Origin of the sequence: Microbacterium suwonense, assembly GCF_030296555.1 — a bacterium.
Lineage (GTDB): Bacteria > Actinomycetota > Actinomycetes > Actinomycetales > Microbacteriaceae > Microbacterium > Microbacterium suwonense.
Map to the genome: position 1 here is coordinate 1,718,153 of NZ_AP027728.1, position 24,617 is coordinate 1,742,769.

Below are 24,617 nucleotides of genomic sequence, written 5' to 3' on the forward strand. Positions count from 1 at the left end.
GCGCGCCGCCGCCCGATAGTCGGGGTCGTGGCGGTGGATGAGGGTGCACGCCCGGGCGTGCGCACGGATGCCGAAGTCGAACTCTACGACTTCGGCCGCTCGACGACCCTTTCGCGCGAGCATGCGCGCATCCTCGAGATGTCGTTCGAGGCGTTCGCCCGGCAGTGGGGTTCTCTGCTGTCGGCGCGCACGCACGGCAGATCGCAGGTCTCGGTCGAATCGGTGACGATGCAGACCTACGACGAGTACGGCCGATCGCTTCCGCCGGCCACCACCCTGGTGGTGTGCGCCCTGCCGGGTTCCGACGCGCGCGCGGTGATCCAGTTCCCCGCCTCGCTCGCCACAGCCTGGGTGGTGCAGATGGTCGGCGGCCGCCCGGTCGATCAGGCGCAGGAGCGCCCGCTGACGCACATCGAGCAGGCCCTGATCCGAGCGGTGATCGCGGATGCCCTCGACCATCTCGTGCGCTCCTTCGACGGCGTGCTGCCCACGGGCATCTCGATCACCGGCATTCAGCACAGCTCGCAGTTCACCCAGGTGGCGGCCGCGAACGATCCGGTGATCGTCGCGCTGCTGCCGATCGTCTTCAGCGGCGGCACAGCGCATGCCAGCGTCATGCTGCCGGCATCCGTGGTGCTGCGCTCACTGACCAGCGGCACGACGAGTGCACCCGAGGCGGTGCGGCCCGGAGTGATCGACCGTCAGATCGAGCGCACTCCGGTCGATCTGACACTGCGTCTCGCGCCGCGCTCGATCCGCCCGCACGAGGTGCTGGACCTCTCGGTCGGAGACCTGCTCACCCTCCCGCACACCGCCGATCGTCCGCTCGAGCTCATGGTCGGCGATCAGCCGATCGCCACGGCCGCGGTCGGCACGAGCGGTGCTCGCCTCGCCTGCGTCGTCACCGCGACCACACCCGATCCCGCACAGGAGCTCTCGTGACCAGCACCATCGCCTACGAATCCGCCGTCGCCGCCGCGCTGGCCTCCCGGCTGCCCACGGCCGCCACCGCGACCGCGGTCGCGTCGCAGGCGTCGGGCGACACCGGCGACGCGGTGATCGTCAGCTTCGTGGGCGAGGCCAGCGCGCAGCTGGCGGTGCAGGTTCTCGAGATCGACGCACTGGTGGACGGTCAGGCGGATGCTCCGCTGGTCGAGCGCCTGCACGGAGCACTGGAAGCGGCGGTCGGCGCCCTCGGCGCGGGCCGGCTGGACGAGGCGATCGTCGGCGATGCCTCCTCGGTGTTCTCGCACCCGGCCGCGCAGGTGTTCGATCTGCAGGATCAGGACGGGCGGGTGATCGGACGGCTGGCCGTGCGCGTCACCCGCAGCCCGGTGGCCGCACCCGCCACCTCCCGGCGGCTGCAGCGCATCGCGGGTGTGGAGATGGATCTGACGGTGGAGATCGGCCGCACCCGGATGGCGGTGCGCGACGTGCTCGGGCTGGAGCCGGGCCGCATCGTCGAGCTCGACCGCTCGGCGGGCGCTCCGGCCGATGTGCTGCTGAACGGACGCGTGATCGCGCACGGTGAGATCGTCGTCGTCGATCAGGACTACGCGGTGCGGATCACCCGGATTCTCGAGAACGCCGAGGCCTGATCTGGACGAGCTGCTCCTGCTGCTGCGCGTCGCCCTCTCGCTGGCGGCGGTGCTCGGGCTGCTCTGGTACCTGCAGCGCCGGATCGGCAGACGGATGCAGCGGCGGCGCCACGACGCCGAGATCTCGGTGATCGGAAAGCAGGCGCTGAGCCCGAAGGCGCAGCTGATGATCGTCGAGACCGACGACCGCAGGTACGTGCTGGGGGTCACCGAGCACGGCGTGAACCTGATCGACAGCCTGCCCGCGAACCACGTCGCGCGGCCGGTGCGCAGTGATCTCGACAGCGCAGACCTCGACAGCGCGGCTCTCGACAGCAGTGACCACGACAGCGCGGATTTCGAGAGCCTGCTCGCCGCCGAGCAGGCGGCGAGCGGCGAGCCGCAGACGCTGCGGCGCCATCGGCGCCCGGAGCCGACAGACCGGCTGGGAGGTTCGATCCTCTCCGCGCAGACCTGGCGGCAGACCGCTGACTTCCTGCGGCGCACGCGATGACGGCGCGGTCGCTCACGGCACGGATGCTGAGGATGCGCGGTGTGCACGGCATGCTGCTGCTGATCTGCGCGACGCTCCTCGCTGCGGGTGCGGTGCTGGGAACCGGGGCCGGTGCGCAGGCGCTGGCGTCGTCGACGGCGGCCGCACCCACGGCATCCGTGCTCTCGGCATCCGTGCCCCTCCCGGCCTCCGGTGCTCTGTCGGCATCCGTGCTCCCGGCCGTCACCGATCCCGACGACCCCGACTCCCCCACCGACCCGACCTCGCCGGCCGATGAGGGCATCACGATCGGCATCAACGGGCTCGACGGCACGCCTTCGGCTTCGATCCTCACGCTGCTGGGGATCACCGTGCTGTCGATCGCGCCGGCGCTGCTGCTGATGATGTCGTCGTTCACGAAGATCTTCGTGGTGCTCGCGATGACCCGCAACGCCCTGTCGCTGCCGAGCATCCCGCCGAACCAGGTGCTCGCGGGGCTGTCGCTGTTCCTGTCGCTGTTCATCATGTGGCCGGTGCTCACCGACATCAATCTGAGCGCGGTGCAGCCCTACGTCGACGGGTCGATCACGTTCGCGCAGGCGATCGATCTGGGCCAGCCGCCGCTGCGGGACTGGATGCTGCACTTCACCCGCGAAGAGGACCTCGCGCTGATGACGCGGATGGCATCGCTGCCGAACCCGGACGACCCGCAGAGCGTGCCGATGTTCACGCTGATCCCGGCGTTCATGATCTCAGAGCTGCGCGCCGCCTTCATCATCGGCTTCGTGATCTTCGTGCCGTTCCTGGTGATCGACCTGGTGGTCGCGGCGGCACTGATGTCGATGGGCATGATGATGCTCCCGCCGGTGATGATCTCGCTGCCGTTCAAGATCCTGCTGTTCATCCTGGTCGACGGGTGGGGGCTCATCATCCGCACCCTGCTGGAGAGCTACGGAGGTGCCGGATGAGCCCGGAAGCGGTGCTGGACATCGGTACGCAGGGTCTGCTGGTGGCCGCGAAACTGGCCGCTCCCCTGCTGATCACGGCCCTCGTGGTCGGCTTCGCCATCTCGCTGCTGCAGTCGATCACGCAGGTGCAGGAGGTGACGCTGTCGTTCGTGCCGAAGATCGCCGCGGTCGGCATCGCCCTGCTCATCGCCGGCAACTGGATGATCTCCGAGATCGTGCAGTTCACCCACACCATGTTCGACCGCATCCCCCAGCTGCTGAGCGGCGGCTGAGGTGAACATCCCGATCGACTTCGCGTGGCTCGAGGCGACGATGCTCGCCGGGGTGCGCATCACGGCGTTCGTGATGATCGCGCCGCCGTTCTCGTACGGCGCGATACCGGTGCGCATCAAGGCCATGCTGGCCATGGCACTCGCCCTGGCGATGTCGGGAGCGGTCTCGCCCGGGTACGAGAACCTCGACACCGGGCCGTTCTTCGCGGCGCTGGCGCTGCAGGTGCTCACCGGGGCCGTGCTGGGCTTTCTGGTGCTGGTGTGCTTCTCGGCGGTGCAGGCGGCCGGCAGCCTGATCGACGTGTTCGGCGGCTTTCAGATGGCGCAGGCGTTCGATCCGCAGTCGATGGTGAACGGCGCACAGTTCACCCGGATGTTCCAGATGACCGCGCTCGCGCTGCTGTTCGCATCCGGCGGGTACCAGGTGGTGCTGGGCGGGCTCGCGCGCAGCTTCGAGGTGATCCCGGTGGACGGGCTGCTCGCGCTGGCCTCGCCGGCCGAGCTGATGGTCGACGGGGTCGTGCAGCTGTTCCTCGCGAGCGTGCAGATCGCCGGTCCGCTGATGCTGGTGCTCTTCCTCGCCGATGCCGGTCTCGGTCTGATCACCCGCGTCGCCCCGGCACTGAACGCGTTCGCGATGGGCTTTCCGATCAAGATCCTGCTCACGCTCGTGCTGGTCGGGTTCACCTTCGTCGCCCTGCCGGGCATCGTCGGCGCGCTGGTCACGCAGGCCGTGCACATGATGCAGGGGTGGGCCCGTGAGCGACAGCGGCGAGCGGAATCAGAAGGCCACCGACAAGCACCTGCGCGAGGCGCGGCAGAAGGGCAAGCTGTCGCGCAGCCAGGACCTGACGGCCTGGCTGGGCATCGGCGCGGCGGCGGTCGCGATGCCGTCGGCGATGGCCGCGGGTGCCGCGGCCGGCACCGAGCAACTCATCGCGCTGCCGGGGATCATGCGCGATCCCTCTCCGGACTCGGCGCTGGGCGTGCTGGGGCTGGGACTGAGCTCGGTGCTGCCCACGCTCGGCACGCTGCTGGGTGCGGTGGTGGTGGTCACGCTGCTGGGTGCGGTGGTGCAGGGCGGCGTGCGGATGCGGAAGTTCTCGGGCCGCTACGAGCAGTTCAACATCCTCAACGGCGTCAAGCGCATCTTCGGCATGCAGTCGCTGTGGGAGGGCGCGAAGGCGCTGCTGAAGACCGGGGCGATCGCGATCGCGCTGTGGGCGGTGATCGCGACGCTCATCCCGGTGCTGTCGGCGAGCGGGGCGCACTCCGTGACGCTGCTGCTGGGCACGGCCGCCGACGGCACGGCCGCGCTGCTGCAGGTGGCGATCATGGTGGGTCTGGGGCTGGCGGCCATCGACGTGTTCGTCGTGATGCGCCGCAACACCAAGCACACCCGCATGACCAGGCGCGAGGTGACCGATGAGCACAAGAGCTCGGAGGGCGATCCGCTGATCCGCCAGCAGCGGCGATCGCGCCAGCTGGCGATGAGCCGCAACCGCATGATCGCGGCGGTGGCGGGTTCGGATGTCGTGCTGGTCAACCCCACGCACGTGGCCGTGGCGCTGCGTTACGAGCCGGGACGGTCGGCGCCGAAGGTGGTCGCGAAGGGCAAGGGCGTGGTCGCCGAGAAGATCCGCGAGCGGGCGACCGAGTGCGGTGTGCCGATGGTGCGCGACATTCCGCTCGCGCGGGCGCTGCACGCGGCCTGCGAGCTGGGCCAGGAGATTCCCGAAGAGCTGTACACGGCCGTGGCGCGCGTGCTGGTGTTCGTGGACATGCTGCGGCGGCGCGGGTCCGCACGCGGCGTGCATTCAGTGCCGGTGAGGACGGCATGATGGCAAGGAGGACCGCATGCGCGGAACGCTGAACAGGATCGTCGTACCGATCGCCGTGGTGGGCATCATCATGCTGCTGGTGGTGCCGGTGCCGCCGGTGCTGCTGGACACGCTGATCATCCTGAACATCCTGTTCGCCCTGGTGATCCTGCTGAACACGATGTTCATCCGCAAGCCGCTGGACTTCTCGGTGTTCCCGTCGCTGCTGCTGGTGGCGACGCTGTTCCGGCTGGGGCTGAACGTGGCATCCACCCGGCTCGTGCTGGGCGAGGCGTACGCCGGACAGGTGATCGAGGCGTTCGGCACGATCGCGGTGGGCGGGTCGCTGATCATCGGTGCGGTGATCTTCCTGATCCTGGTGGTCATCCAGTTCGTCGTGGTGACCAAGGGCGCCGAGCGCGTGGCCGAGGTGGGCGCCCGGTTCACGCTGGATGCCATGCCCGGAAAGCAGATGGCGATCGACGCCGACCTGAACGCGGGACTGATCACCGACGTGCAGGCGCGGGAGCGCCGTGCCGAGGTGGCCGCCGAGGCCGACTTCTACGGGGCGATGGACGGTGCCTCGAAGTTCGTCAAGGGCGATGCGATCGCGGGGCTCGTGATCATCATCATCAACATCGTGGGCGGTATCGCGATCGGCATGGTCTCGCACGGGATGGCGATCGACGAGTCGGTGAACACGTACAGCCTGCTCACCATCGGTGATGGGCTGGTCACGCAGATCCCCGCGCTGCTGATGGCGGTGTCGACGGGCATGATCGTGACGCGCTCGAACGCCGAGGCCGACATGGGCAGCTCGGCGTTCGCGCAGCTGGGCCAGTCGGTGAACGCGCTGAACATCGCCGGGTGCGCGGCGATCGTGATGGCGTTCATCCCGGGGATGCCGATGCTGCCGTTCATCGTGGTGGGGGCGCTGCTGATCCTGGCGGCTCAGCGCGTGAAGGCGTCGCAGGCCGCCACCGCGGCATCCGAGGTCGCACCCGCCGAGACGTCGTCGTCGGACAGTCCCGAAGAGCTGATGGAGCGCATGCGGGTGCATGCGCTCGAGATCCAGCTGTCTTCGGATGTCGTCGATCTGGTCACCGGCGGCCCGGACGACCTGCTCGCGCGGGTGAAGGCGCTGCGCCGGCGCATCGCGCTGGATCTGGGTCTGGTGGTGCCGCCGGTGCGCACGCGCGACAGCGTGGAGCTGCCGTCGTCGACGTATGTGATCCGCATCGCCGGCGTCGAGGCCGGCCGCGGCGTCGTGCCGCCCGGTCGCCTGCTGGCGCTGGGGGCGGGGCTGGATGCGCTGCCCGGGGCGGCCGTGCACGACCCGGTGTTCGGGCTGGAGGGCAAGTGGATCCCGGCGGAGATGCGGCACAGTGCCGAGCTCGCCGGGGCGACGGTGGTCGATCGCGCCAGCGTGGTGGTCACGCACCTGTCGAGTGTGATCCACGCCGGGGCCGCACGTCTGCTGAGCCGTGAAGACGTGCGTCAGCTGACCGATGCGCTCAAGCAGGTGTCGCCGGCTGCGGTGGAGGAGCTCACCCCGGCGCTGCTCTCGCTGGCCGAGGTGCAGCGGGTGCTGCAGGCGCTGCTGGCCGAGCGGGTGCCGATCAACGATCTCAGCCGCATCTACGAGGCGCTCGCGGTGCGCGCCAAGACGTCGACCGATCTGGAGGGTCTGGTCGAGGCGGCACGGGCGGCGCTCGGGCCGGCGATCGCGGCGCGGTTCGCCGAAGACGGCGTGCTGCGCGTGATCATGATCAACCCGCTGCTGGAGCAGTCCATGATGGAGAGCCTGCGGATGGGCGAGGATGGCCCGCAGATCGTCTTCGAGCCGAACCGCATGGAGGCGGTGGTGGAGTCGGTGCGTCAGGCGGTGACGGCGGCTTCCGCCCGGGACGGCGGCGAGCCGGTGCTGGTGTGCGCGCCGTCGCTGCGTGCCGCGGTGCGCCGGATGGTGTCGGCGCAGACCGACGGGCTGCCGGTGCTGTCGTACACCGAGGCGGGCGGCGCGGGAGTGTTCACCATCGAGACGGTCGGGGTGGTGCGCGATGCCGCCCCGTCGGCGGTCGCCGGCCTGGCCGGCCCCGCCGAGTAGGCTGTTCGGATGCTGGTGTTGACGAGGCGAATCGGCGAGAGCGTGCTGATCGGCGACGATATCGAGGTGACGCTGCTCGATGTCAAGGGCGACAGCGTGCGCATCGGCATCAACGCCCCCGTTCGACTCGCATCCAGCGCTCCGAGATCGTCGAAGCCGTGGTCGCCGAGAACACGGCGGCGGCGTCGGACACGGGCGCCGAGACGGCGGATGCCATTCTGGCTGCCGTGCTGCAGGCGAGAGGACGGTCATGAGCGACGTCGACGGCACCACCCGACCCCGCATCCGCAGGGCCGACCTTCGTCGCATGCGCGAGGCGCTCGATCACGGTGAGACCGCGTTGCCGGCCGAAGTGCCCGTCTCGGTGCCGGCTCCCCGGCCCGCTCCGGTGCCACAGGGTGCACCGCGGGGCACGATCCTGACGGTGTGCACCGGCAACATCTGCCGTTCGCCGATGGGCGAGGTGCTGCTGCGTGCGCGGCTGCGCGACCTGGGTGTGCGGGTGCACAGCGCGGGCACGCATGCGCTGGTCGATCACGAGATGACCGAGCAGGCGCAACAGCTTGCGGTGGCGAACGGAGCGGATGCCGGGGATGCGGCGGCGCATCGTGCCCGGCTGCTGACCGTGCAGCACCTGGCGGAGACCGACCTGGTGCTGACGATGGCGCGCGAGCACCGTTCATATGTGGTGCAGCTGTCGCCGGCACTGCTGCGGCGCACGTTCACGGTGCGGGAGTTCGCGCGCCTGGCGGCGACGCTCAGCGACGACGAGGTGCGTCGAGGTCTGTCGGCTGCGGGAACGGATGCCGGTGCGCGCCTGCGCGCGCTGGCCGAGCTGGTCGGCGGTCAGCGTGGCCTGGTGCCTGCCGAGCCCGATCAGGATGATGTGGTGGATCCGTATCGCCGCTCGCAGAACACCTATGAGCTGTCGGCGTCGCAGCTGGTCCCGGCCGTCGCCGAGGTCGAGCGCGTGGTGCGCGCGGCCCTCGCCTGATATGTGACAACCCCACCCACATGGGAGCAGAGCCCCTTGTGAGATGTATACGCGCCAGTGGGCGGTGTGCTTCGAGTCGGGTCACGCCGGCAGCGCAGACGAAGAGGCGGATCAGTGAACCGTCGCGCGTGACCGCTGAGTCTGTCGAACGGTCGTCGCCGTCTCCGTCAGCCTTCGCCCACCGGCCTCTCCTAGGCTGTTCCCTATGCCCGCACCACGTCTGTCACCGTTCACGATCATCGCTCGCGTCGCGCTCGTGCCGTATGCGATCGCGCTCGGTCTGATCGTCTGGCTGCCCGCGAGTGCGGCTTCCAAGGTCACCGATGTGGTGTTCCGCTTCGCGCGCTTCGTGAGTGCGCACACGCCGGTTCCGCTGGGCCTGAGCTATACCGTGTTCGAGTTTCTGGCGAACATCGCCCTGTTCGTGCCACTTGGGCTGCTGCTGGTGGCCGCGTGGCCGCGCGCGAACGCGTGGGTGGTGCTGCTGCTGGGTTATGCGACCAGTGTCACGATCGAACTCGTGCAGACGCTGCTGCCCAGCCGTTTCACGACGCTGTCGGATGTGATCGCGAACACGCTCGGCACGGCGATCGGATGCGTGATCGCCCGCATGCTGGTGCAGCGGCACCCTCCGCGCATGCCGGTCGAGCCGCCGCTGGCCACCTGGGACGAGATCATCGCCGATCAGCCGGCCGCGCGTCGCTGACGAGGCGGGGGCGAAGCCTGTAAGAAGGCGATTCAGCGTGCAGTGACCAGATGCCGCGGTGGCCCCTCGATGCGGGCGACAGCGACCTTCACCTCGACGAGTTCTTCCTGAACCCGGTCGATGCGGCTCCCGAGCTGGCTCTCGACACGGTCGATGCGGCTGCCGAGTTTGCTCTCGACACGGTCGATGCGGCTGCCGAGTCTGCTCTCCAGCCGGCTGGAGACGATGTCCATGCGGTGGATCATCCAGCCGCCCACGCTGCCGATGGCAAGCAGGATCGACACGCCGACGCCCAGCATCGTGATCACTTCGACCGACATGTACACGCCTCCATTGTGCCTGAGGTTCTGGCTCCAGCGGCAGTGAAACCGACCATATCCGCGGGCGAGGACGCTCTGACCGACTTTTCCGGTCGCTGTGGCGACCCACGCCGAACCCGCAGCTGTGCAGGGCAATCGTCGTGCACGCGCACCTCGGGAGATACTGAAGCATGACCTTTGGTGACGACGCGTTGCATGCCGCCCCGCCCCGCCGACGCCGCCGCTGGCCGTGGGTGATCGTGTTCGTGGTGGTGTTCGCGCTGGTGGCCGTTGCCGCGACTGCGGGCGTGTATCTGTGGCGACTGTCGTCGTCGTACGAGAAGGCCGAGTCGATACCTGCTGCGAAGGTGTTCCCCACAGTTCGCCCCACGCAGGTGAATCCCGAGGCGATGAACATCTTGATGCTCGGTTCGGACACGCGCACCGGGCTGGGCGGCGGGCTGGACAGCATCCGCGGTCAGCGCGCCGACACGATGCTGCTCGTACATCTGCCGGCCGACCGGTCGGGGGTGCAGGTGATCTCGTTCATGCGGGACAACTGGGTCGACATCCCGGGGTACGGCGCGAACAAGCTCAATGCCGCTCTCGCCTTCGGCGGGGTGCCACTGCTCGTGCAGACGCTGGAGACGCTCGTCGACGTGCCGATCGATCATGTGATGATCACTGATTTCGAGGGGTTCACCGGACTGACCGATGCTCTGGACGGCGTGACGGTCGACAACCAGATCGCGTTTCGGGAGACGGCTACGCCTACGCCAAGGGTCCGATCGAGCTGCGCGGCAAGCAGGCTCTCCGCTATGTGCGCGAGCGCCACTCGTTTCCCGATGGCGACTACCAGCGCGTGCGCAATCAGCAGGCGTTCATCAAGGGCGTGATCGACAAGATGCTCAGCCGCGAGACTCTGACCAATCCCGGCCGGGTGGCCGCGGCGGTGGATGCCATCTCGCCCTACCTGATGGTGGATGCCGGGCTGGATGCCGCGACCGTCGGGAGTCTGGCCCTGAGTCTGCGCGACGTGACGCGCGACGAGGTGCTGTTTCTGACCGCCCCGACGCTCGGCACGGGCATGGTCGGCAGCCAGTCGATCGTGCGGCCGGATTGGGATGGTCTCGCCGCGCTCTCGGACGCGCTCAAGAACGACACGGTGCCGGCGTACGCCGCGGCGCATCCGGCGAACCGCTGAGCGGTCCCACAGCACGCCCCACCTCTTACTAATCTGGACGTATGAGCGACCCCGACGGCACCACCCGACCGAGTCTTCGACGGGCCGATCTTCGTCGCCTGCGCGATGCGCTGGATCATGGCGAGACTCCCCTGCCCGCCAGTCTGGCGGCAGATCCGGCCGCGCGCACGTCTCCTGGGGTGCACAGTGCGCCGCGCGGCACGATCCTCACGGTGTGCACCGGCAACATCTGCCGTTCGCCGATGGGCGAGGTTCTGCTTCGCGCGCAGTTGCGCGATGCAGGCGTGCGGGTGCACAGCGCCGGGACGCACGCGCTGGTGGATCATGAGATGACAGAGCAGGCGCAGCAGCTTGCGGTGGCCAGTGGAGCGGATGCTGCCGAGGCCGCCGCGCACCGGGCGCGTCTGCTCACCGTGCAGCACCTGGCCGAGACCGATCTGGTGCTGACCATGGCGCGCGAGCACCGTTCGTACGTGGTGCAGCTGTTGCCCGCGCTGCTGCGCCGCACGTTCACCGTGCGGGAGTTCGCCCGCCTGGCCGCGACGCTGACCGACGACGAGGTTCGTCGTGCCGTGACCGCAGCCGGAACGGATGCCGGTGCGCGCCTGCGTGCTCTGGCCGAGCTGGTGGGCGGTCAGCGCGGCATGGTGCCCGCCGAGCCCGACAACGACGACGTGATCGACCCCTACCGCCGCTCGCAGACCACCTACGAGCTGTCCGCCTCGCAGCTCGTACCGGCCGTCGCCGAGGTCACGCGCGTCGTGCGCGCTGCGCTCGGCTGAGCCGGCGGCGGCGCTCATCTCGCTCTGAGACGATCTCAGCCTGCTCCTCTAGGCTTTTCCCATGCCCACCGCGCGCATCTCTCCGTTCACGATCGCCGCCCGGGTCGCGCTCGTGCCGTACGTGATCGTGCTGGGGCTGATCGTCTGGCTTCCTGCGAGCGCGGCCTCGAAGGTCACCGGCATCGTCTTCAGGTTCGCTCGCTTCGTCAGCGCGCACACCGACATCCCGCTGGGCTTGAGCTACACGGTGTTCGAGTTCCTCGCGAACATCGCCCTGTTCGTGCCGCTCGGTCTGCTGCTGGTCGCGGCCTGGCCGCGCGCGAACGCGTGGGTGGTGCTGCTGCTCGGATACTCGTCGAGCGCGACGATAGAGCTGGTGCAGACGTTGCTGCCGAGCCGCTTCCCGACGCTGTCCGACGTGATCGCCAATACGATCGGCACGGCGATCGGATGCCTGATCGCGCGCATGTTCGTGCGCCGGCATCCTCCGCGCCCCGCACCCGCGGAACCGCCGTTGGCCACGTGGGATGAGCTGGTTTCGATTCGTCGTTCATGAGGCTCTGGATCGTCACTCACCCCCTCTAGCTAGGCTTAAGCCTCATGCGCGTTCTTCTCACCGGCGGCGCCGGTTACATCGGCTCCCATACGGCCCTGACGCTGCTCGAGGCCGGTCATGACGTGGTCGTGCTCGACGACTTCTCCAACAGCCGCCGGGAGTCGCTGCGGCGGGTCGAGCAGCTCACGGGGCGGGGCGTGCAGGTCATCGTCGCGGATCTCGCCGATCGTGCGGCGGCGGATGCTGCGCTGCAGGATGCCGATTTCGACGCTGTCGTCCATCTGGCCGGCCTGAAGGCGGTGGGCGAGTCGGTGGCGCAGCCTGCACGCTATTACCGCACGAATCTGGTCTCTACGCTGAACCTGCTCGACATCATGCGAGACAAGGGTGTTGACCGGCTGGTGTTCAGCTCGTCGGCCACGGTGTACGGCGACCCTCAGACACCGCGCATCGCGGAAGACCACCCTGTTGGTTTGGGGCTGACCAACCCGTACGGGTGGTCGAAGGCGATGAACGAGCAGATCATCCGCGACGTGCAGCGCGCGTGGCCGCAGCTGCAGACGGTGCTGCTGCGGTACTTCAACCCGGTGGGCGCGCACCCGTCCGGACGGATCGGCGAGGACCCTGCCGGCATCCCGAACAACCTGATGCCCTTCGTCGCCCAGGTGGCGGTGGGTCGGCGCGAGAAGCTCGCGGTGTTCGGCGACGGCTATGCGACACCGGATGGCACCGGGGTGCGCGACTACATCCACGTGATGGATCTGGCCGAGGGGCACGTGGCCGCGCTGGAGCGCCTCTCCCCGGCGTCGAGGTGTACAACCTCGGTTCGGGTGCGGGGGCGAGCGTGCTCGACGTCGTGCGCGCTTTCTCCGCCGCCAGCGGCCGCGACATCCCCTACGAGCTGATCGCACCACGCGAGGGTGATGTGGCCACGAGCGTGGCCGACCCGGCGAAGGCGAATCGCGAGCTCGGCTGGCGCACGACGCGCAGCCTGGATGACGCGTGCCGCGACGCGTGGGCATGGCAGTCGCAGAACCCCCGAGGCTTCAACACCCAGACGTGATCGCGCCTCGAGCAGCGCGCGCCGTCACGAGGTCCGACCGAGGTTCCGCAGTCTCGACTGCTTCCGGGGCATCGAATTCCCCACTGTGCACTCGTGCTACCGCGGCATCTCGTCGGAATCTCCATCACTCCAGGGGACGTCACCACGTCACCCTCACGGTAATGCCTGCAGGAGATGCCAAGCCAGGTCTCGTAGGCTTTCGCTGTGCCCCAGCCTGAACCGCTCTCCCGTCGCGCACGCCGTTCAAAGGTTCGCGTGTCGAAGCGCCGCCGCACGATCATCTGGTGGTCCGTCGCTGGTGTGCTTGTCGTGCTGCTGGCCGTCGGCGGCCTGGCCGGAAAGCGCGTCTACGACCAGGCAATAGGGGTGCGTGGACATCTCGAGGCGGCCATGACCGAGGTGCAGAGCGTGCAGAAGGCGGTACTAGCGGGCGATTCGGCCACGGCAACGGTCGCAGCCGATCGGCTCAGCGTGCACACAGCAGCGGCCGTGAGCGGCTCACAGGGGCGCCTGTGGAGCCTGGGCGCGGCGCTGCCGTTCGTCGGCTCGAACCTCACAGCAGTCAGCCAGGTGGCGCGCGTGACCGACGGTCTGGCGCGCGACGTGGTCACGCCGGCGTCGAGGGTGAATCTGAAGTCTCTGGTGCCCGAGGGCGGCCAGGTGGATATAAAACAACTGTCGAGCCTGTCTGATCTGCTCGACACCGTTTCGCAGGGCCTCGACACGGCGAAGAAAGACATCGGCAAGGTCGACCGGTCGGCGCTGATCGGACCGGTGGCCAACGGCGTGAAAAGGCTCGATGACTCGCTCGAGAAGCTGCAGCCATACATCCAGCCTGCGAAGGACGTGCTGAGCGTGCTGCCGGATGCCCTGGGCGCCAGCGGCCCGCGCAACTACCTGCTGATGTTCCAGGGCAACTCCGAAGCCCGCAGCCTTGGCGGGAACGCCGCCGTCGACATCGTGCTGCGCGCCGAGGACGGTCGGCTCAGCATCATCCAGACGGCCAACAGCCAGGAATTCCACGGCCCGTCCGCGGAGCCTGTCGCGCCACTCGATCCCGAGGCTGTCGCGATCTACGGGGACAAGATCGGTCACTACGTACCTGATTTCACGATGGTGCCCGACTTTCCGACGGCAGCGAAGATCTTCGACGGGTGGTGGAAGCGCGAGTTCGACACACCGTACAACGCGGTCATGTCCGTCGACCCCGTGGCGCTCTCGTACATCCTCGGTGCCACGGGTCCGGTGACACTCCCGACTGGCGATGTCCTCTCTGCAGACAACGCGGTTTCGCTGCTGCTGAACGAGGTCTATTTCCGTTACTCGGATCCTGAAGCGCAGAACATGTTCTTCGGGGCAGCCGCCGACGCAGTGTTCACAGCAGTCACCAGTGGCAAAGCAGCCCCGCTCGCACTTGTCTCGGCCGTGGTGAAGAGTGCGGACGAGGGCCGGTTGCTGTACACCTCATCAGACGCCAAGGAAGCTGCACTCGTCGCTCCGCTGAGAATGAGCGGGGTGATGCCACATGACAACACAGAGAAGACCGTCGTTGGCGCCTACGTGAACGACAACACCGGCTCTAAGAAGAGCTATTACCTCGACTTGGCGGTGTCAGCATGTGCTACCGACAGCACAGTGAAGACGCACACTGAGCTGACGTCGAGTTTGACTGCAGATGAGGCAAAGAGGCTTCCGTACTACATCACAGGTGGCTACTTCGCGCCAAGCGACATCAGCAGCTACGTCGTACTGTATGGGCCGGTCGGCGCGACGTTGCAAAGCATCACTTTGGACGGACGACCCGCATCAGTTCTGAGCTCTGGACAACACTTAGGACGCCCAGCGGTGAAGGTCGAAGTCTTCAACCATCTGACGAGCACACACTCGCTGGATGCGGCATACAGCATGCCAGCAGGTACCCAGGGGCCACTGTCGATATGGCACACGCCAATGGTCAGAGCAACGCCAATCAGCACCAACGACACGTGCGCTGGCTGACGGGACTGCTGCACGGATAGGTGACAGTTTGTAGTCACGCCGCCAGTGCGACGGTCGTGTTCATGATGGTCTCGAATTCGATGGGAGCTTGACCCGGTTTCCCGGACACCAAATTTGAGGCGATGATCGTCTCAGAGAGGAGTCCGTGAGATGCCTGCTGCTCACCCGCCGGAGTTCCGACGTCGAGCCCTGGACCTGGTTGCCCAGGGCGCCGCGGTCGCGCAGACTGCCCGTGATCTCGGAATTAGTGAGTCCTGCCTGCGCAACTGGATGAACCGTGACGCGGTCGACTCCGGCCGTAAGGCCGGTGTCACGACTGACGAGCACAAAGAGCTCGTCGAACTGCGCCGTCGGAACCGTGTGCTGAAGATGGAGATCGAGATCCTCAAGCGCGCGTCGGCGTACTTCGCGAGGGAGAACGTGCTCCCAAAATAGGGTTCCGGCTGGTCCAGGAGCTCGCCGCTGACGGTTATCCCGTCGCGGTGGCCTGCCGGTTCCTGAAGATCTCGAGGTCCGGCTACTACGAGTGGGTGGGCCGGCCGCCGTCACCGCGGACGATCGCTGATGAGGCACTCACAGCGACGATCCGGCAAGTTCACCGTGACTCCCGCGGCACCTATGGAGCCCCGCGGGTGCTCGCTGAGCTGCGGCTCGGACTCGGCATTCATGTCGGCAAGAAGCGCGTCGCCCGGCTGATGCGCCTCGATGGCCTGACCGGGGTGTCGCATCGGCGCAAACGCCGTGGATGGAAACCCGACACCGCGACTCATGAGGATCTCGTGAAGCGGCAATTCCGGGCGGATGCACCGAACCGGCTCTGGTTCTGCGACTGAATCGGCCTGACTTTCGTTCCGTTCTTCAAGCAAGGATGGAACTCGATGAATACGAAGTACTCGCCGGAGATGCGTGAGCGGGCGTTGCGGATGCTCGCGGAGACGCGGCCGTCGCACCCGACGATGATGAGCGCGGTCCGTCACGTGGCCGGTCTGCTCGGGATGAGCCCGGAGACGCTGCGGCTCTGGCAGCGTCGCTACGAGGTCGACGCGGGCGTGAAGCCTGGGCTCACGACCGATGCGGCGGCGGAGATCAAGCGACTGCAGAAGGAGAACGCCGAGCTGCGGAAGACGAACGAGATCCTCAAGGCTGCGAGCGTGTTTTTCGCGAAGGAGCTCGACCGCCCCTGACCGAGATGATCCGGTTCATCACTGAGTACCGGGATCGTTTCGGGGTCGAGCTCATCTGCCGGGTGCTGCGCCCGGCGGTTCAAGGGTTCCTCACCTCCCGCGGCTATCGCGCCGCCGTCGGTCGTGCGCCGTCAGCGCGTCGACTGCGCGACGACCTCCTCGTGCCGGAGGTCGCCCGGCTGCATGCGGAGAACTACGGCGTCTACGGGCGACGGAAGATGCACGCGCTGATGCGTCGGCAAGGTTGGGACATCGGCCGCGACCAGACCGCGCGGCTGATGCGGCTCGCCGGGGTCCGAGGCGTGCGCAAGTCGAAGCGGGTGTTCACCACGAAGACCGATCGGACGCAGACTCTGCCGCAGGATCTCGTGAACCGGAGGTTCACGGCCGACGGCCCGCGCCGGCTCTGGGTCTGCGACGTGACCTACGTCGCGACATGGTCCGGGTTCGCCTACGTCGCGTTCGTCACCGACGTCTACTCAAGGCGCATAGTGGGATGGAACGTCGCCGCCACGCTCAAGGCCGAGATCCTGCCGCTGCAGGCCCTCGATATGGCCGCGTGGGACGCTGGCGGCGACCTCACCGGGCTGACCCACCACTCGGACCACGGCTCGAACTACATGGCGATGGTCTACACCGACCGGATCGTCGAACTCGGCGCCGTCCCCTCCACCGGAACCGTCGGCGACTCGTTCGACTGTGAGAGTGTCGAGTACCTCCTGGCGGCCTGACTCTTGCTGACGACTGACCTCGAAGTCTGGGTGTCCTTGCTGTTGATCTGTCGTCCGTCAGGAGGCGCATCACCTTCGTGGTGCTGGCCGGGCGGGCGTGACCTCATAGGAGCCTGATCGCAACAGTCCCATCACAGTCCCGTCCACCCGACCGGCCAGTGTCACTCACCCTGTCCTGATCTGGTTGGAGCGAGCACTATGAGCATGCAGCATGTCCCCCTCACCGTCGAGTCGTTGTCGGCGTCGACACTCACAAACACGTCCACGTCGCCGTCGCGATCGATGAGCTCGGCGCGGTCCTGGATCGCCGGTCTTTCGCGGCGGATTCCGGTGGATACGGTCAGCTGATCGACTGGGGCGAGTCGTTCGGTGGGAAGCTCACGTTCGGTATCGAAGGCACCGGTTCCTATGGCGCAGGCCTGGCCGGCGCAGTGCGCCGTCGTGGAATCGGGACGCTGGAGGTGATGAGAACGGACCGTCGCGACCGGCGGTTGCGAGGCAAGTCCGACACGATCGATGCCGAGAATGCAGCCAGGGCAGTTCTCGCGGGCCTGGCCACGGCCATCCCGAAGTCAGCTGACGGAACCGTGGAGATGATCCGTCAGATCAAGGTCGCCAAGGACATCGCCGTCAAGGCGCGAACATCCGCGATGATCAGCCTCAAGCAGGTCATCGTGAATGCCCCTGATGATCTGCGTCAGGAGCTGCAGCCGCTATCGAAGATGGCGCTCATTCACCGTTGCGCGGCGCTTCGTCCGGGCCAGGTGACCACGATCATCGCGTCGACCAAGCACACGTTGCGGTCGATCGCTCGTCGGTGGGAAGTACTGGATGCCGAGATCTCCGGGCATGAGAAGCTCCTGGCAGAGCTGACCGCGCAGATCGCTCCCGACCTCGCGAAAGCCTTTGCGGTCGGTCCTGACACCGCGGCCGAGATGCTGATCGTCGCCGGCGACAATCCGGAACGGATCCGTTCGGAGGCCGCGTTCGCCAGGCTCTGCGGTGTCGCCCCGATCCCCGCATCGTCGGGGATGACCACCCGACACCGGCTCAATCGGGGCGGTCACCGGCAAGCGAACGCCGCGCTCTACCGTGTCGTCATCGTTCGCATGCAGCACCACGAACCCACCAAGGCTTACGTCGCCCGCCGGATCACCGAAGGAAAGACGAAGTCTGAGATCATCCGGTGTCTGAAACGACTCCTCGCCCGCGAAATCTGGGCCGCGATGCGCCCCATCCGCGAATCCCGACCACCTCTCCAAATCGCGGCTTGACAGATATAGGAGCATCAACGCGATGGCCGAGGCGGTGAACAACCTCTACAAGACCGAGCTCATCCGTCAGCGCGGCCCCTGGCGGACAGTCGAGCAGGTCGAGCTCGCGACCCTCGAATGGGTGTGGTGGTGGAACAACTCACGGCTCCACGGAGAGCTCGACATGCGCACCCCCATCGAGGTCGAGGACGCGTACTACGCTGGCCAAGAATCAGGCCAACCGGCACCTGCCGGACAAGGCTCCCGATAGGAACGAAAGTCAGGCCGATTCACACCTCCGCGGCTCCGCGCTCGGCTTCCGCAATCTCACCAACTACGTCGCCCGGTCGCTGCTCGAAGCCGGAGGCTTCAGACCCGCACTACACCCTTGATTACGAAGAGCCGCTTTACTGAAAGCCTCGTGATCAACGTGTTGCGACGACTGCTGGAATCCAAGCGAAGGACGGGTGGGTCTATTGCGCCGCCGTGATCGACGCGTTCAGCCGCCGGATCGTGGGGTGGTCGATCTCGGACCGGATCACCGCCGAGATCGTCGTCGACGCGCTCGAAATGGCCCGGTGGCGGCGCCGCCCCGCACCCGGAACCGTGGTCCACGCAGACAGAGGAGCTCAATACACCTCCTGGCTCTTCGGGCATCGGCTCCGTCAGGCCGGCCTGCTCGGCTCGATGGGCAGAGTCGCGTCCAGCGTCGACAACGCGCTCATCGAGAGCTTCTGCCCACGCGCGGTGAACGACAGCACGATCTCGTCAATCCCATCCAGTCGGCGATGCCGCTTGCGGACGATCTTCGGCTCAAATGAACCGTCCCGATCCCCGGGGACGTCGATCTACACCACCGTCTTAGACCTGGTGCCGTTGCGCGCGTTCTCGTTGTCGGAGCCCTGGTGCTTCTCGTAACCGAGGTGCTCGGTCATCTCAGCTTCCAGCGCGGTCTCCAGCACCGTCTTGGTCAGCCCACCCAGTAAGCGTCCCGGCGTGCCAAGGCTGACACCTTGCTCCCTCGCTTGCGTGAGCAGCAGCTCCGCGACCTGTTTATCATCGATGATCTCTCCCGTCACAGGATAGATAATCTCGATGGGCTGGGTCATTGCCTTTCCTTTCGGTCAGCCAGTCTCAGATCCACTGTTTTTCTGACAGCCTCTGGTCACGCGCCGGATGGGCAGGCAGGGCATGACACGCCCGAACCCATCCACACGTTTTGGCCTATAAGCCGCAAGTTCCACCCCAGAGGAGCGGGAAAGAGCTGTCGCTCCCTCGCGCGCCGTGCTCGAAATCTCCAGAACGAGCGTCGGCTACTCGATCATCCGTACTTCAAGCATATCAACAACCTCTCATATGCCAGGACGCACCGATAATACCAACACCACTGACGCAATCTCGGTAGTTCTCAATTGGACACTCACGCGATTGATATACGCCCGTCATCGACCGCATCCGTCGCGACAGGAAGTGCGGTTCGATGGCTCAGGCGCTCCCAGACTACCAGCGCGAATACCAACGGTATGAGCGCAGCGAATGCCGCTACATGCAGAACGACAAGTAATACGAGAATCACCGTCAGACCGGCACGCGGCAACGCATCACGAACACGGTTCGCCCACCTGCACATAAATCCAAGGAGCAGGGGCGCAACTGCATACCCCGCGACCCCGATATTACTAATCCATTCTTCATACCAACTGGTTGTGATCCCGTATCCCCAAAGTTGAGGCGGCGATAGGAAGACTGCCGATGTAAAGTACTGAGAATAGGGCAAGGGTTTCTCGGGCCAAATAGCGCGCGGAACAAGTTGCCCAACATATAGAGGCAATGTTGTTCCCACCTCCGGTAAGACACGAATACGCTCAGGATTTTGCTGCGCAAATATCGACAAGCGAATCTGGCTATCGCGGCCATAGTCGATGCGGAAACCTTGATAACTATTCGCCGTCACAATTTCACTGCGGAGTTCGGCTTGGTACCCCACAGAAAATGTCGCGAAAGCGATGAGAGAGATACAACCAATCGCGATCAATCGCCACCCTCGCATAAGCCCACGTTGCCAGAACGCGAAGAACAATCCACCGAGAATCATTGCGACCGTTGCGCGCTTTCCGCTCAACCATGCACCGGCCGACAGCGCGATCAAAATACTCAGAACGAGTGCCGGTGAAATCCTATCAGCAGAAAGGAGCAGCGCCACCGCAGCAACAATTGCTGCTTGCACGGCGAACGAGACTATCGAATGATAATCGGCGACCCCTCCCGTAAACCCGCTCAACTGGGATACACCGTAGTTCAAATAGATCGATGGCCGAGGACCCAAAAGTGCGACGGGAACCGGGCTAACGAGGATTAACGCACAGAGCACGCGCAGGACTCGAGGCAGACGGTAGGGATCGTAGCTATGCGCTCTCGCGACGCGCCTCTTAGCGCCGACCGTCGCCGTCAGATATAGAAGCGGAAATATTGCTGATACATACACAAGATATATCGAACGCGTCGGCTCATCGTCCTGAGCGATCTGCAGGCCAGGATACCGAACTAGATCGGGCTCGCCCGACACCAAATCATATAGAAGGGGTAGCGCAAGGAAAGCATATGTAACCAACAAGACCGGGTGAACTATCGCCGTGTTCCCCTTGCGCATCTTCCGAAGGGACACAAATGCCCACAAGGTTGACCATAGAAGAACTAAAACAGTCATGATTGACAATCTCCAATAGTCATACTCAGCAAGTAGTTCCAACTGCTTTTAACTGACTTCGTGACATCAGCAAGATGTGGGGAGAGATGAAGCGACGACACACACCATCCAGCCCGAGCAAAGATACCAGGTGCCATCGAAACCTGCGGGAGAGAGTACCCGGTCACGTTGGCGCTCTCACGTGCGGACGTACCCTCGGATTCACAGAAACCCACAATCGTGTTCGATTGCAACAGCTCTGACGCGACAGTAGACGAGGCGACAGGCTGGTGACGGTCTTGCCGCAGCTTGGATGTCGCGACTCACCACCGCTCCAGTGGCGGTCCTCGCACGGGGGCGACGCGCACACATCTCCAGCACAACCATTGGGCCCCTCCCCTCGGCGTCTACGCCGCTTCGAATCGACTCTTCGACGCTCTCCCTTGGAACAATCGGTGTGGCTTCGTCTCGGCTCGCACCGCGCACAGCCACATTCGTGGCAAACTTAAGCCCCACTCCGATGTCGGCTAACGCCCAATCGACGACAGTGCAGTCTTCTCCGACGCCGCCTGCGTCAATGCGCATCCGCCGATCAGAACGACCTATGATGGCACTGTTGCTCGCACCGCGAGGAGAACTGCCGGCAAGATGCGCATCGCTCTCAAACTTGGCATCGCGAACTGAGTCCTCGAGCGGTCTCCGCTTAAGTCGCAAGTCGGTGCCTTGCGTGAGGTGCAGCCCTTTCCACGCAAGACATGTACTCCGCTGGCGGCATTTCTCCAGTCGTCCCGATATCTGAACAGTTCTATGCCACGCCGCTACCCCATCCGCACTACTGAACATCGACACCAGTCCTGATCCTGCTAGTCATCGTGCTTAAGTTCAAAGTTGCACTGTCGAGGCTGATCCATTTGCTAGCGATCTTCGCCGCCCTATGCCTCGACGCAAGAGTCCCGAGACGGCGACGAGAAGCATCGCGGAATACGCAATCGATACCCCAAAGGCCGCGCCGATCACGCCAAAGCCAGGAGTCAGAATGAAGACCGCGCCAACCATGGCGACGCTGCCTACAATGCCGGATATACTGGCCCACCATGGGTAGTTGTAGCCTGCGAGCCCTCTGGAAATGACCAGGTAAGGTGCGAGCGCTAGCTCCCCCAACAACAACACACGGACTATTGGGACAGAGGCTTCGTATTCCGCCCCAAAGACTAGAGGCATCAACCACGGCGCGGCGATGGCGAGCACCAATGCATACAATGCTGTCATGCCGAGGGCCGCCAAACTCCAAAGCGCGAGCCGGCGGACTCCTAGTTTCCGAACTGCTGCCTCTCGGTAAACGACTTGGCCGAGCGAGTTGGAGACAACCTGCGTCAACGCTGCCGGAGTGACAGCAACCGCGTAGATCCCTACTGTGTGCGAGCTCACGAGTACGCCGAGGAGCAAGAGGTCAAGTCGGAAGGCTAGAGCCTGGCCGAGCGACATGCCCCAGAATCGCAGCCCGTGTCGCAGCAACAATCGCCCATGGTCCACGGCAAGTGCCCCAGAGTGAAACCCGCGATCAAGGCGAATCAACAGCAGCGAGATCGTCGTACGCCCGACGAAGCCCACCAGGTAAGCACCGATTGCGACAGCGACGTTATCGACGTGCAGGAAGAACGCCACCAGTAGTACTACTGCTGTAATGGCGTGTCCCGAGGTGTTCACCGCCGCCGAACGGCTGGTCTTTCCTATGGCGTTCAGCACATCCAGAAGCTGGCTACTCGCAAAGTTGGCGATTCCCAAGAGCATGATTACTGCACACACTGCGAAACCAACGGGTATCGCTCCAGAGAAGCAGAAGAGAACCAGTGCACCCACCACGGCCACGCAGTTGAGACCGACGAGTCGCAAACTGACGGATGCATAAGTACGGAAGCTCGCCCACTCCGCCCTTGGTTGAAACGTCCTCACCGCCGCATTTGTGCCGACCGAGGAGAGAACGTAGCTCATCGACGAGATCGTTATCGCAAGCGCTAGGACCCCACGGTCCCCAGGGCTCAATAGTCTGGCGGTGAGAATACCGTTGAGCAAGCTGCAGAATAGACCAAAGAAGTTCCACAGGATGGCGCCGAATGCTTCCCTACGCATCGCTTCCCAACTCTGCCTTCACGACTGGAACCCGTCACTTGGGGCCTGACCTGGCGCAGTCCACAGGTTGACGTATCCTCTCGCGGACTCCTGGATGTCAAAAGGAGTTCCCACGATCTGCTCGGCACGTGCAGCCCGAGAGCCCTCTGCGGACTCGTCGAGAAGTTCTACGATTGCCGTGGCCCAAGATTCGTCGCCTTGATCAGGATCAAGCAGACGAATTGGTAGACCGGGAACAGACTCCACGATATATCTGACGCCTGGAAGGTCGGACGAGACAACAGGGAGTCCTGAGGCGAGCGCCTCAATGACGACGCCGGGCAATCCTTCGAGCGTCGACGTGAAGAGGAAGAGATCTGCCGCTGCCAAGTAGTCCGACACATTGTCGACTTCGCCAACGAATCGAACCCGCGACGAATCCACACCAGGAGACAGCTCAGCAAGGATCCCCTTGCGATGTGTCTCCGCCTCCTCGGCATCTCGCCCGTCACGGCCGACGAACACGAGTTGGCAGTCTGGTAATCGCGTCGTCAAAGCAGAGATGACTCTTGCCGCCTTCTCACGGTTCTTGGTGGGCAGATCCCCTCGTCCAACATGAACCACAATCGGGACTGCCTCTGGCATGCCCAGCATGGCGCTGCGCTCACCGACAGCGAACTCAGACGTCTGTACTCCGTTCACGACGACTTCACAACGCGAGTCGTCCCGCCAGTTGGGGTTCCAGGCAAGTGTCAGATTGTCAGGTGTCAACCCCACGATCTTCGTCGCGAAGAGCCCGATCATCTCTCGCAGGACACGGTGCCTGGCGAGCTTCAACCACGAGATCCCGACCTTTTGTCCATCCGACTGGAAGTGCGCGATCCGTCTCGGCACGCGCGCGATCCACGCACCAAAGAGCAACAAACCGCTGGTATACATGATGTTCGAATGCAACACGGAGATGCCCAACCTCCGTAGCAGGATGACGAACCTGAACACGAAGAACACGCTCTGCACCGGGAGGTAGTGAAGTCGGACTCCGGCCGCACGATAGTCGTCATCAAGCGTGCCACGCTGGCCCGAACTAACCAGTACATGGTGTTCGATCCCCTCACCGTGCGTGAAACGGATCAACTCCAATGTCCGCCGCTCAACTCCGCCAGGGATCAATCGGCTGATGACATGCATCACCCGTGCTGTCTGGGTGGCCTCAGCCAACGGGTACCTCGCCAATCTTGCGTGCCGGAACTCCCGCCACGATCGATCCAGCCGGGACATCACGCGTGACCACAGCACCCGCCGCGACGATAGATCTCCCGTGGATCGTGACTCCTCCGAGTATCCGCACACCGGCACCGATCCAGACATCATCTTCGATCACCGTGCTTCGCATACTCAGTTCTTGATCTCGGATCGGCACCCCGGGAGTCGACCAGGTATGCGTTGACGAAAGGACTGTGGACTGATGCGCGATCGACACGTCGTTCCCAATCGATATGCCGCCGGTGGCGTCAATGTAGCAGGTGGGATGGATGCTGACCCGGGACCCAATCTCCAACTGTTCGACGCCAAGCAAAATGCACTGGCTGTGCACATCAACCAAATCTCCGCAGGCCCTAGCGACAGAACGAAGCGCACTCAGGCGAACGAGCCTTGATAAACGAGAATCCGACGTCTGACGGAACCTCACGAGACGCGAACGAAGCGGGTACGGCATCACCTTTACAAGAATGAACAGCATGCCGATCTGTTTCCGATATCGTGCATAAACCGCGCGTCCGCGCGGAATAACTTCTTCATCACTCATTCTCATCA

23 protein-coding genes and 6 pseudogenes are annotated in these 24,617 nt (G+C 65.1%); 23 read left to right on the forward strand and 6 right to left on the reverse strand.

The genetic code is table 11. The features are described from left to right. Positions 1-27 precede the first annotated feature (27 nt). The 11 genes and pseudogenes from QUE33_RS08590 (at position 28) to QUE33_RS08640 (ending at position 8,937) form a co-directional block, all read left to right on the forward strand. A complete protein-coding gene (locus QUE33_RS08590) occupies positions 28-942 on the forward strand; it encodes a flagellar motor switch protein FliM (RefSeq protein WP_286299160.1) in 915 nt (304 codons plus the stop codon). Then, a complete protein-coding gene (gene fliN / locus QUE33_RS08595; RefSeq protein WP_286299162.1) occupies positions 939-1,598 on the forward strand; it encodes a flagellar motor switch protein FliN in 660 nt (219 codons plus the stop codon). Before QUE33_RS08590 ends, fliN begins: the two co-directional genes overlap by 4 nt. Positions 1,599-1,647: 49 nt before the next feature. Next, positions 1,648-2,091 carry a flagellar biosynthetic protein FliO gene (fliO, locus tag QUE33_RS08600; RefSeq protein ID WP_286299166.1) on the forward strand — a complete coding sequence of 148 codons (444 nt, stop codon included), beginning with the start codon at positions 1,648-1,650 and terminating at the stop codon, positions 2,089-2,091. Then, positions 2,088-3,038 (forward strand): flagellar type III secretion system pore protein FliP, encoded by a 951-nt coding sequence (gene fliP / locus QUE33_RS08605; protein WP_286299167.1) that lies wholly within the window; start codon positions 2,088-2,090, stop codon positions 3,036-3,038. Before fliO ends, fliP begins: the two co-directional genes overlap by 4 nt. Next, the gene (gene fliQ / locus QUE33_RS08610) at positions 3,035-3,310 is read left to right on the forward strand and encodes a flagellar biosynthesis protein FliQ (protein ID WP_286299169.1); all 276 of its coding nucleotides are present in this window, start codon (positions 3,035-3,037) and stop codon (positions 3,308-3,310) included. The genes fliP and fliQ overlap by 4 nt, the downstream gene beginning before the upstream one ends. Position 3,311: 1 nt before the next feature. Next, positions 3,312-4,061: pseudogene (locus QUE33_RS08615) on the forward strand (flagellar biosynthetic protein FliR); the annotation flags it as partial. Positions 4,062-4,068: 7 nt separating this feature from the next. Then, the gene (locus tag QUE33_RS08620) at positions 4,069-5,151 is read left to right on the forward strand and encodes an EscU/YscU/HrcU family type III secretion system export apparatus switch protein (RefSeq protein ID WP_286299171.1); all 1,083 of its coding nucleotides are present in this window, start codon (positions 4,069-4,071) and stop codon (positions 5,149-5,151) included. Positions 5,152-5,167: 16 nt separating this feature from the next. Continuing rightward, positions 5,168-7,237, forward strand: a complete 2,070-nt coding sequence (locus QUE33_RS08625) for a flagellar biosynthesis protein FlhA (RefSeq protein WP_286299174.1) — start codon at positions 5,168-5,170, stop codon at positions 7,235-7,237. 9 nt (positions 7,238-7,246) lie between these two features. After that, a pseudogene (locus QUE33_RS16405) lies at positions 7,247-7,306 on the forward strand (carbon storage regulator); the annotation flags it as partial. Positions 7,307-7,487: 181 nt separating this feature from the next. After that, the gene (locus QUE33_RS08635) at positions 7,488-8,231 is read left to right on the forward strand and encodes an arsenate reductase/protein-tyrosine-phosphatase family protein (RefSeq protein WP_286299178.1); all 744 of its coding nucleotides are present in this window, start codon (positions 7,488-7,490) and stop codon (positions 8,229-8,231) included. A gap of 205 nt (positions 8,232-8,436) precedes the next feature. Further along, complete coding sequence (locus QUE33_RS08640) at positions 8,437-8,937, forward strand: VanZ family protein (RefSeq protein ID WP_286299180.1); 501 nt, start codon at positions 8,437-8,439, stop codon at positions 8,935-8,937. 32 nt (positions 8,938-8,969) lie between these two features. Here QUE33_RS08640 and QUE33_RS08645 read toward each other — a convergent pair whose 3' ends face one another. Further along, positions 8,970-9,257: a hypothetical protein gene (locus QUE33_RS08645; RefSeq protein WP_286299182.1), complete on the reverse strand. Its 288-nt coding sequence runs from the start codon at positions 9,255-9,257 to the stop codon at positions 8,970-8,972. 401 nt (positions 9,258-9,658) lie between these two features. Here QUE33_RS08645 and QUE33_RS16450 point away from each other — a divergent pair. From QUE33_RS16450 to QUE33_RS08710, 12 genes and pseudogenes are all read left to right on the forward strand, one after another. Further along, a pseudogene (locus QUE33_RS16450) lies at positions 9,659-10,440 on the forward strand (LCP family protein). Between the two features lie 41 nt (positions 10,441-10,481). After that, positions 10,482-11,222: an arsenate reductase/protein-tyrosine-phosphatase family protein gene (locus QUE33_RS08660; RefSeq protein ID WP_286299183.1), complete on the forward strand. Its 741-nt coding sequence runs from the start codon at positions 10,482-10,484 to the stop codon at positions 11,220-11,222. Between the two features lie 61 nt (positions 11,223-11,283). Further along, positions 11,284-11,778: a VanZ family protein gene (locus QUE33_RS08665; protein ID WP_286299184.1), complete on the forward strand. Its 495-nt coding sequence runs from the start codon at positions 11,284-11,286 to the stop codon at positions 11,776-11,778. 44 nt (positions 11,779-11,822) lie between these two features. Continuing rightward, positions 11,823-12,841, forward strand: a pseudogene (gene galE, locus QUE33_RS08670) (UDP-glucose 4-epimerase GalE). Positions 12,842-13,096: 255 nt separating this feature from the next. Next, complete coding sequence (locus QUE33_RS08675) at positions 13,097-14,839, forward strand: DUF4012 domain-containing protein (RefSeq protein ID WP_286299185.1); 1,743 nt, start codon at positions 13,097-13,099, stop codon at positions 14,837-14,839. A gap of 150 nt (positions 14,840-14,989) precedes the next feature. Then, positions 14,990-15,274, forward strand: a complete 285-nt coding sequence (locus tag QUE33_RS08680) for a transposase (protein WP_286299186.1) — start codon at positions 14,990-14,992, stop codon at positions 15,272-15,274. 95 nt (positions 15,275-15,369) lie between these two features. Further along, complete coding sequence (locus QUE33_RS08685) at positions 15,370-15,672, forward strand: IS3 family transposase (RefSeq protein WP_286303127.1); 303 nt, start codon at positions 15,370-15,372, stop codon at positions 15,670-15,672. Positions 15,673-15,717: 45 nt separating this feature from the next. Further along, a complete protein-coding gene (locus QUE33_RS08690) occupies positions 15,718-16,023 on the forward strand; it encodes a transposase (RefSeq protein ID WP_286299188.1) in 306 nt (101 codons plus the stop codon). Positions 16,024-16,028: 5 nt separating this feature from the next. Further along, positions 16,029-16,754, forward strand: a complete 726-nt coding sequence (locus tag QUE33_RS08695) for an IS3 family transposase (RefSeq protein WP_286299191.1) — start codon at positions 16,029-16,031, stop codon at positions 16,752-16,754. Between the two features lie 278 nt (positions 16,755-17,032). Next, a complete protein-coding gene (locus QUE33_RS08700; protein WP_286303019.1) occupies positions 17,033-18,028 on the forward strand; it encodes a transposase in 996 nt (331 codons plus the stop codon). Positions 18,029-18,050: 22 nt separating this feature from the next. Then, positions 18,051-18,278 carry an IS3 family transposase gene (locus tag QUE33_RS08705; protein ID WP_378761694.1) on the forward strand — a complete coding sequence of 76 codons (228 nt, stop codon included), beginning with the start codon at positions 18,051-18,053 and terminating at the stop codon, positions 18,276-18,278. Between the two features lie 215 nt (positions 18,279-18,493). Beyond that, positions 18,494-18,652 (forward strand): annotated as a pseudogene (locus QUE33_RS08710) (DDE-type integrase/transposase/recombinase); the annotation flags it as partial. Between the two features lie 92 nt (positions 18,653-18,744). Here the strand turns inward: QUE33_RS08710 and QUE33_RS08715 are convergent. From QUE33_RS08715 to QUE33_RS08735, 5 genes and pseudogenes are all read right to left on the reverse strand, one after another. Further along, a pseudogene (locus QUE33_RS08715) lies at positions 18,745-19,116 on the reverse strand (transposase); the annotation flags it as partial. Positions 19,117-19,427: 311 nt separating this feature from the next. Next, positions 19,428-20,234, reverse strand: a complete 807-nt coding sequence (locus QUE33_RS08720) for a hypothetical protein (RefSeq protein WP_286299193.1) — start codon at positions 20,232-20,234, stop codon at positions 19,428-19,430. 1,341 nt (positions 20,235-21,575) lie between these two features. Continuing rightward, a complete protein-coding gene (locus tag QUE33_RS08725; RefSeq protein WP_286299196.1) occupies positions 21,576-22,823 on the reverse strand; it encodes a lipopolysaccharide biosynthesis protein in 1,248 nt (415 codons plus the stop codon). A gap of 18 nt (positions 22,824-22,841) precedes the next feature. Continuing rightward, positions 22,842-23,990 (reverse strand): glycosyltransferase, encoded by a 1,149-nt coding sequence (locus QUE33_RS08730; RefSeq protein WP_286303129.1) that lies wholly within the window; start codon positions 23,988-23,990, stop codon positions 22,842-22,844. A gap of 22 nt (positions 23,991-24,012) precedes the next feature. After that, entirely contained in the window at positions 24,013-24,609 is a 597-nt protein-coding gene (locus QUE33_RS08735) for an acyltransferase (protein ID WP_286299198.1), read from the reverse strand. Positions 24,610-24,617 lie beyond the last annotated feature (8 nt).

Excerpts from the sequence above, each read along its gene's own strand:
- fliP (WP_286299167.1), top strand. The coding sequence starts at position 2,088 with ATGACGGCGCGGTCGCTCACGGCACGGATGCTGAGGATGCGCGGTGTG.
- fliQ (WP_286299169.1), top strand. The coding sequence starts at position 3,035 with ATGAGCCCGGAAGCGGTGCTGGACATCGGTACGCAGGGTCTGCTGGTG.
- QUE33_RS08625 (WP_286299174.1), top strand. The coding sequence starts at position 5,168 with ATGCGCGGAACGCTGAACAGGATCGTCGTACCGATCGCCGTGGTGGGC.
- QUE33_RS08635 (WP_286299178.1), top strand. The coding sequence starts at position 7,488 with ATGAGCGACGTCGACGGCACCACCCGACCCCGCATCCGCAGGGCCGAC.
- QUE33_RS08640 (WP_286299180.1), top strand. The coding sequence starts at position 8,437 with ATGCCCGCACCACGTCTGTCACCGTTCACGATCATCGCTCGCGTCGCG.
- QUE33_RS08645 (WP_286299182.1), bottom strand. The coding sequence starts at position 9,257 with ATGTCGGTCGAAGTGATCACGATGCTGGGCGTCGGCGTGTCGATCCTG.
- QUE33_RS08660 (WP_286299183.1), top strand. The coding sequence starts at position 10,482 with ATGAGCGACCCCGACGGCACCACCCGACCGAGTCTTCGACGGGCCGAT.
- QUE33_RS08665 (WP_286299184.1), top strand. The coding sequence starts at position 11,284 with ATGCCCACCGCGCGCATCTCTCCGTTCACGATCGCCGCCCGGGTCGCG.
- QUE33_RS08680 (WP_286299186.1), top strand. The coding sequence starts at position 14,990 with ATGCCTGCTGCTCACCCGCCGGAGTTCCGACGTCGAGCCCTGGACCTG.
- QUE33_RS08690 (WP_286299188.1), top strand. The coding sequence starts at position 15,718 with ATGAATACGAAGTACTCGCCGGAGATGCGTGAGCGGGCGTTGCGGATG.
- QUE33_RS08695 (WP_286299191.1), top strand. The coding sequence starts at position 16,029 with ATGATCCGGTTCATCACTGAGTACCGGGATCGTTTCGGGGTCGAGCTC.
- QUE33_RS08705 (WP_378761694.1), top strand. The coding sequence starts at position 18,051 with ATGGCCGAGGCGGTGAACAACCTCTACAAGACCGAGCTCATCCGTCAG.
- QUE33_RS08725 (WP_286299196.1), bottom strand. The coding sequence starts at position 22,823 with ATGCGTAGGGAAGCATTCGGCGCCATCCTGTGGAACTTCTTTGGTCTA.
- QUE33_RS08730 (WP_286303129.1), bottom strand. The coding sequence starts at position 23,990 with ATGCATGTCATCAGCCGATTGATCCCTGGCGGAGTTGAGCGGCGGACA.
- QUE33_RS08735 (WP_286299198.1), bottom strand. The coding sequence starts at position 24,609 with ATGAGTGATGAAGAAGTTATTCCGCGCGGACGCGCGGTTTATGCACGA.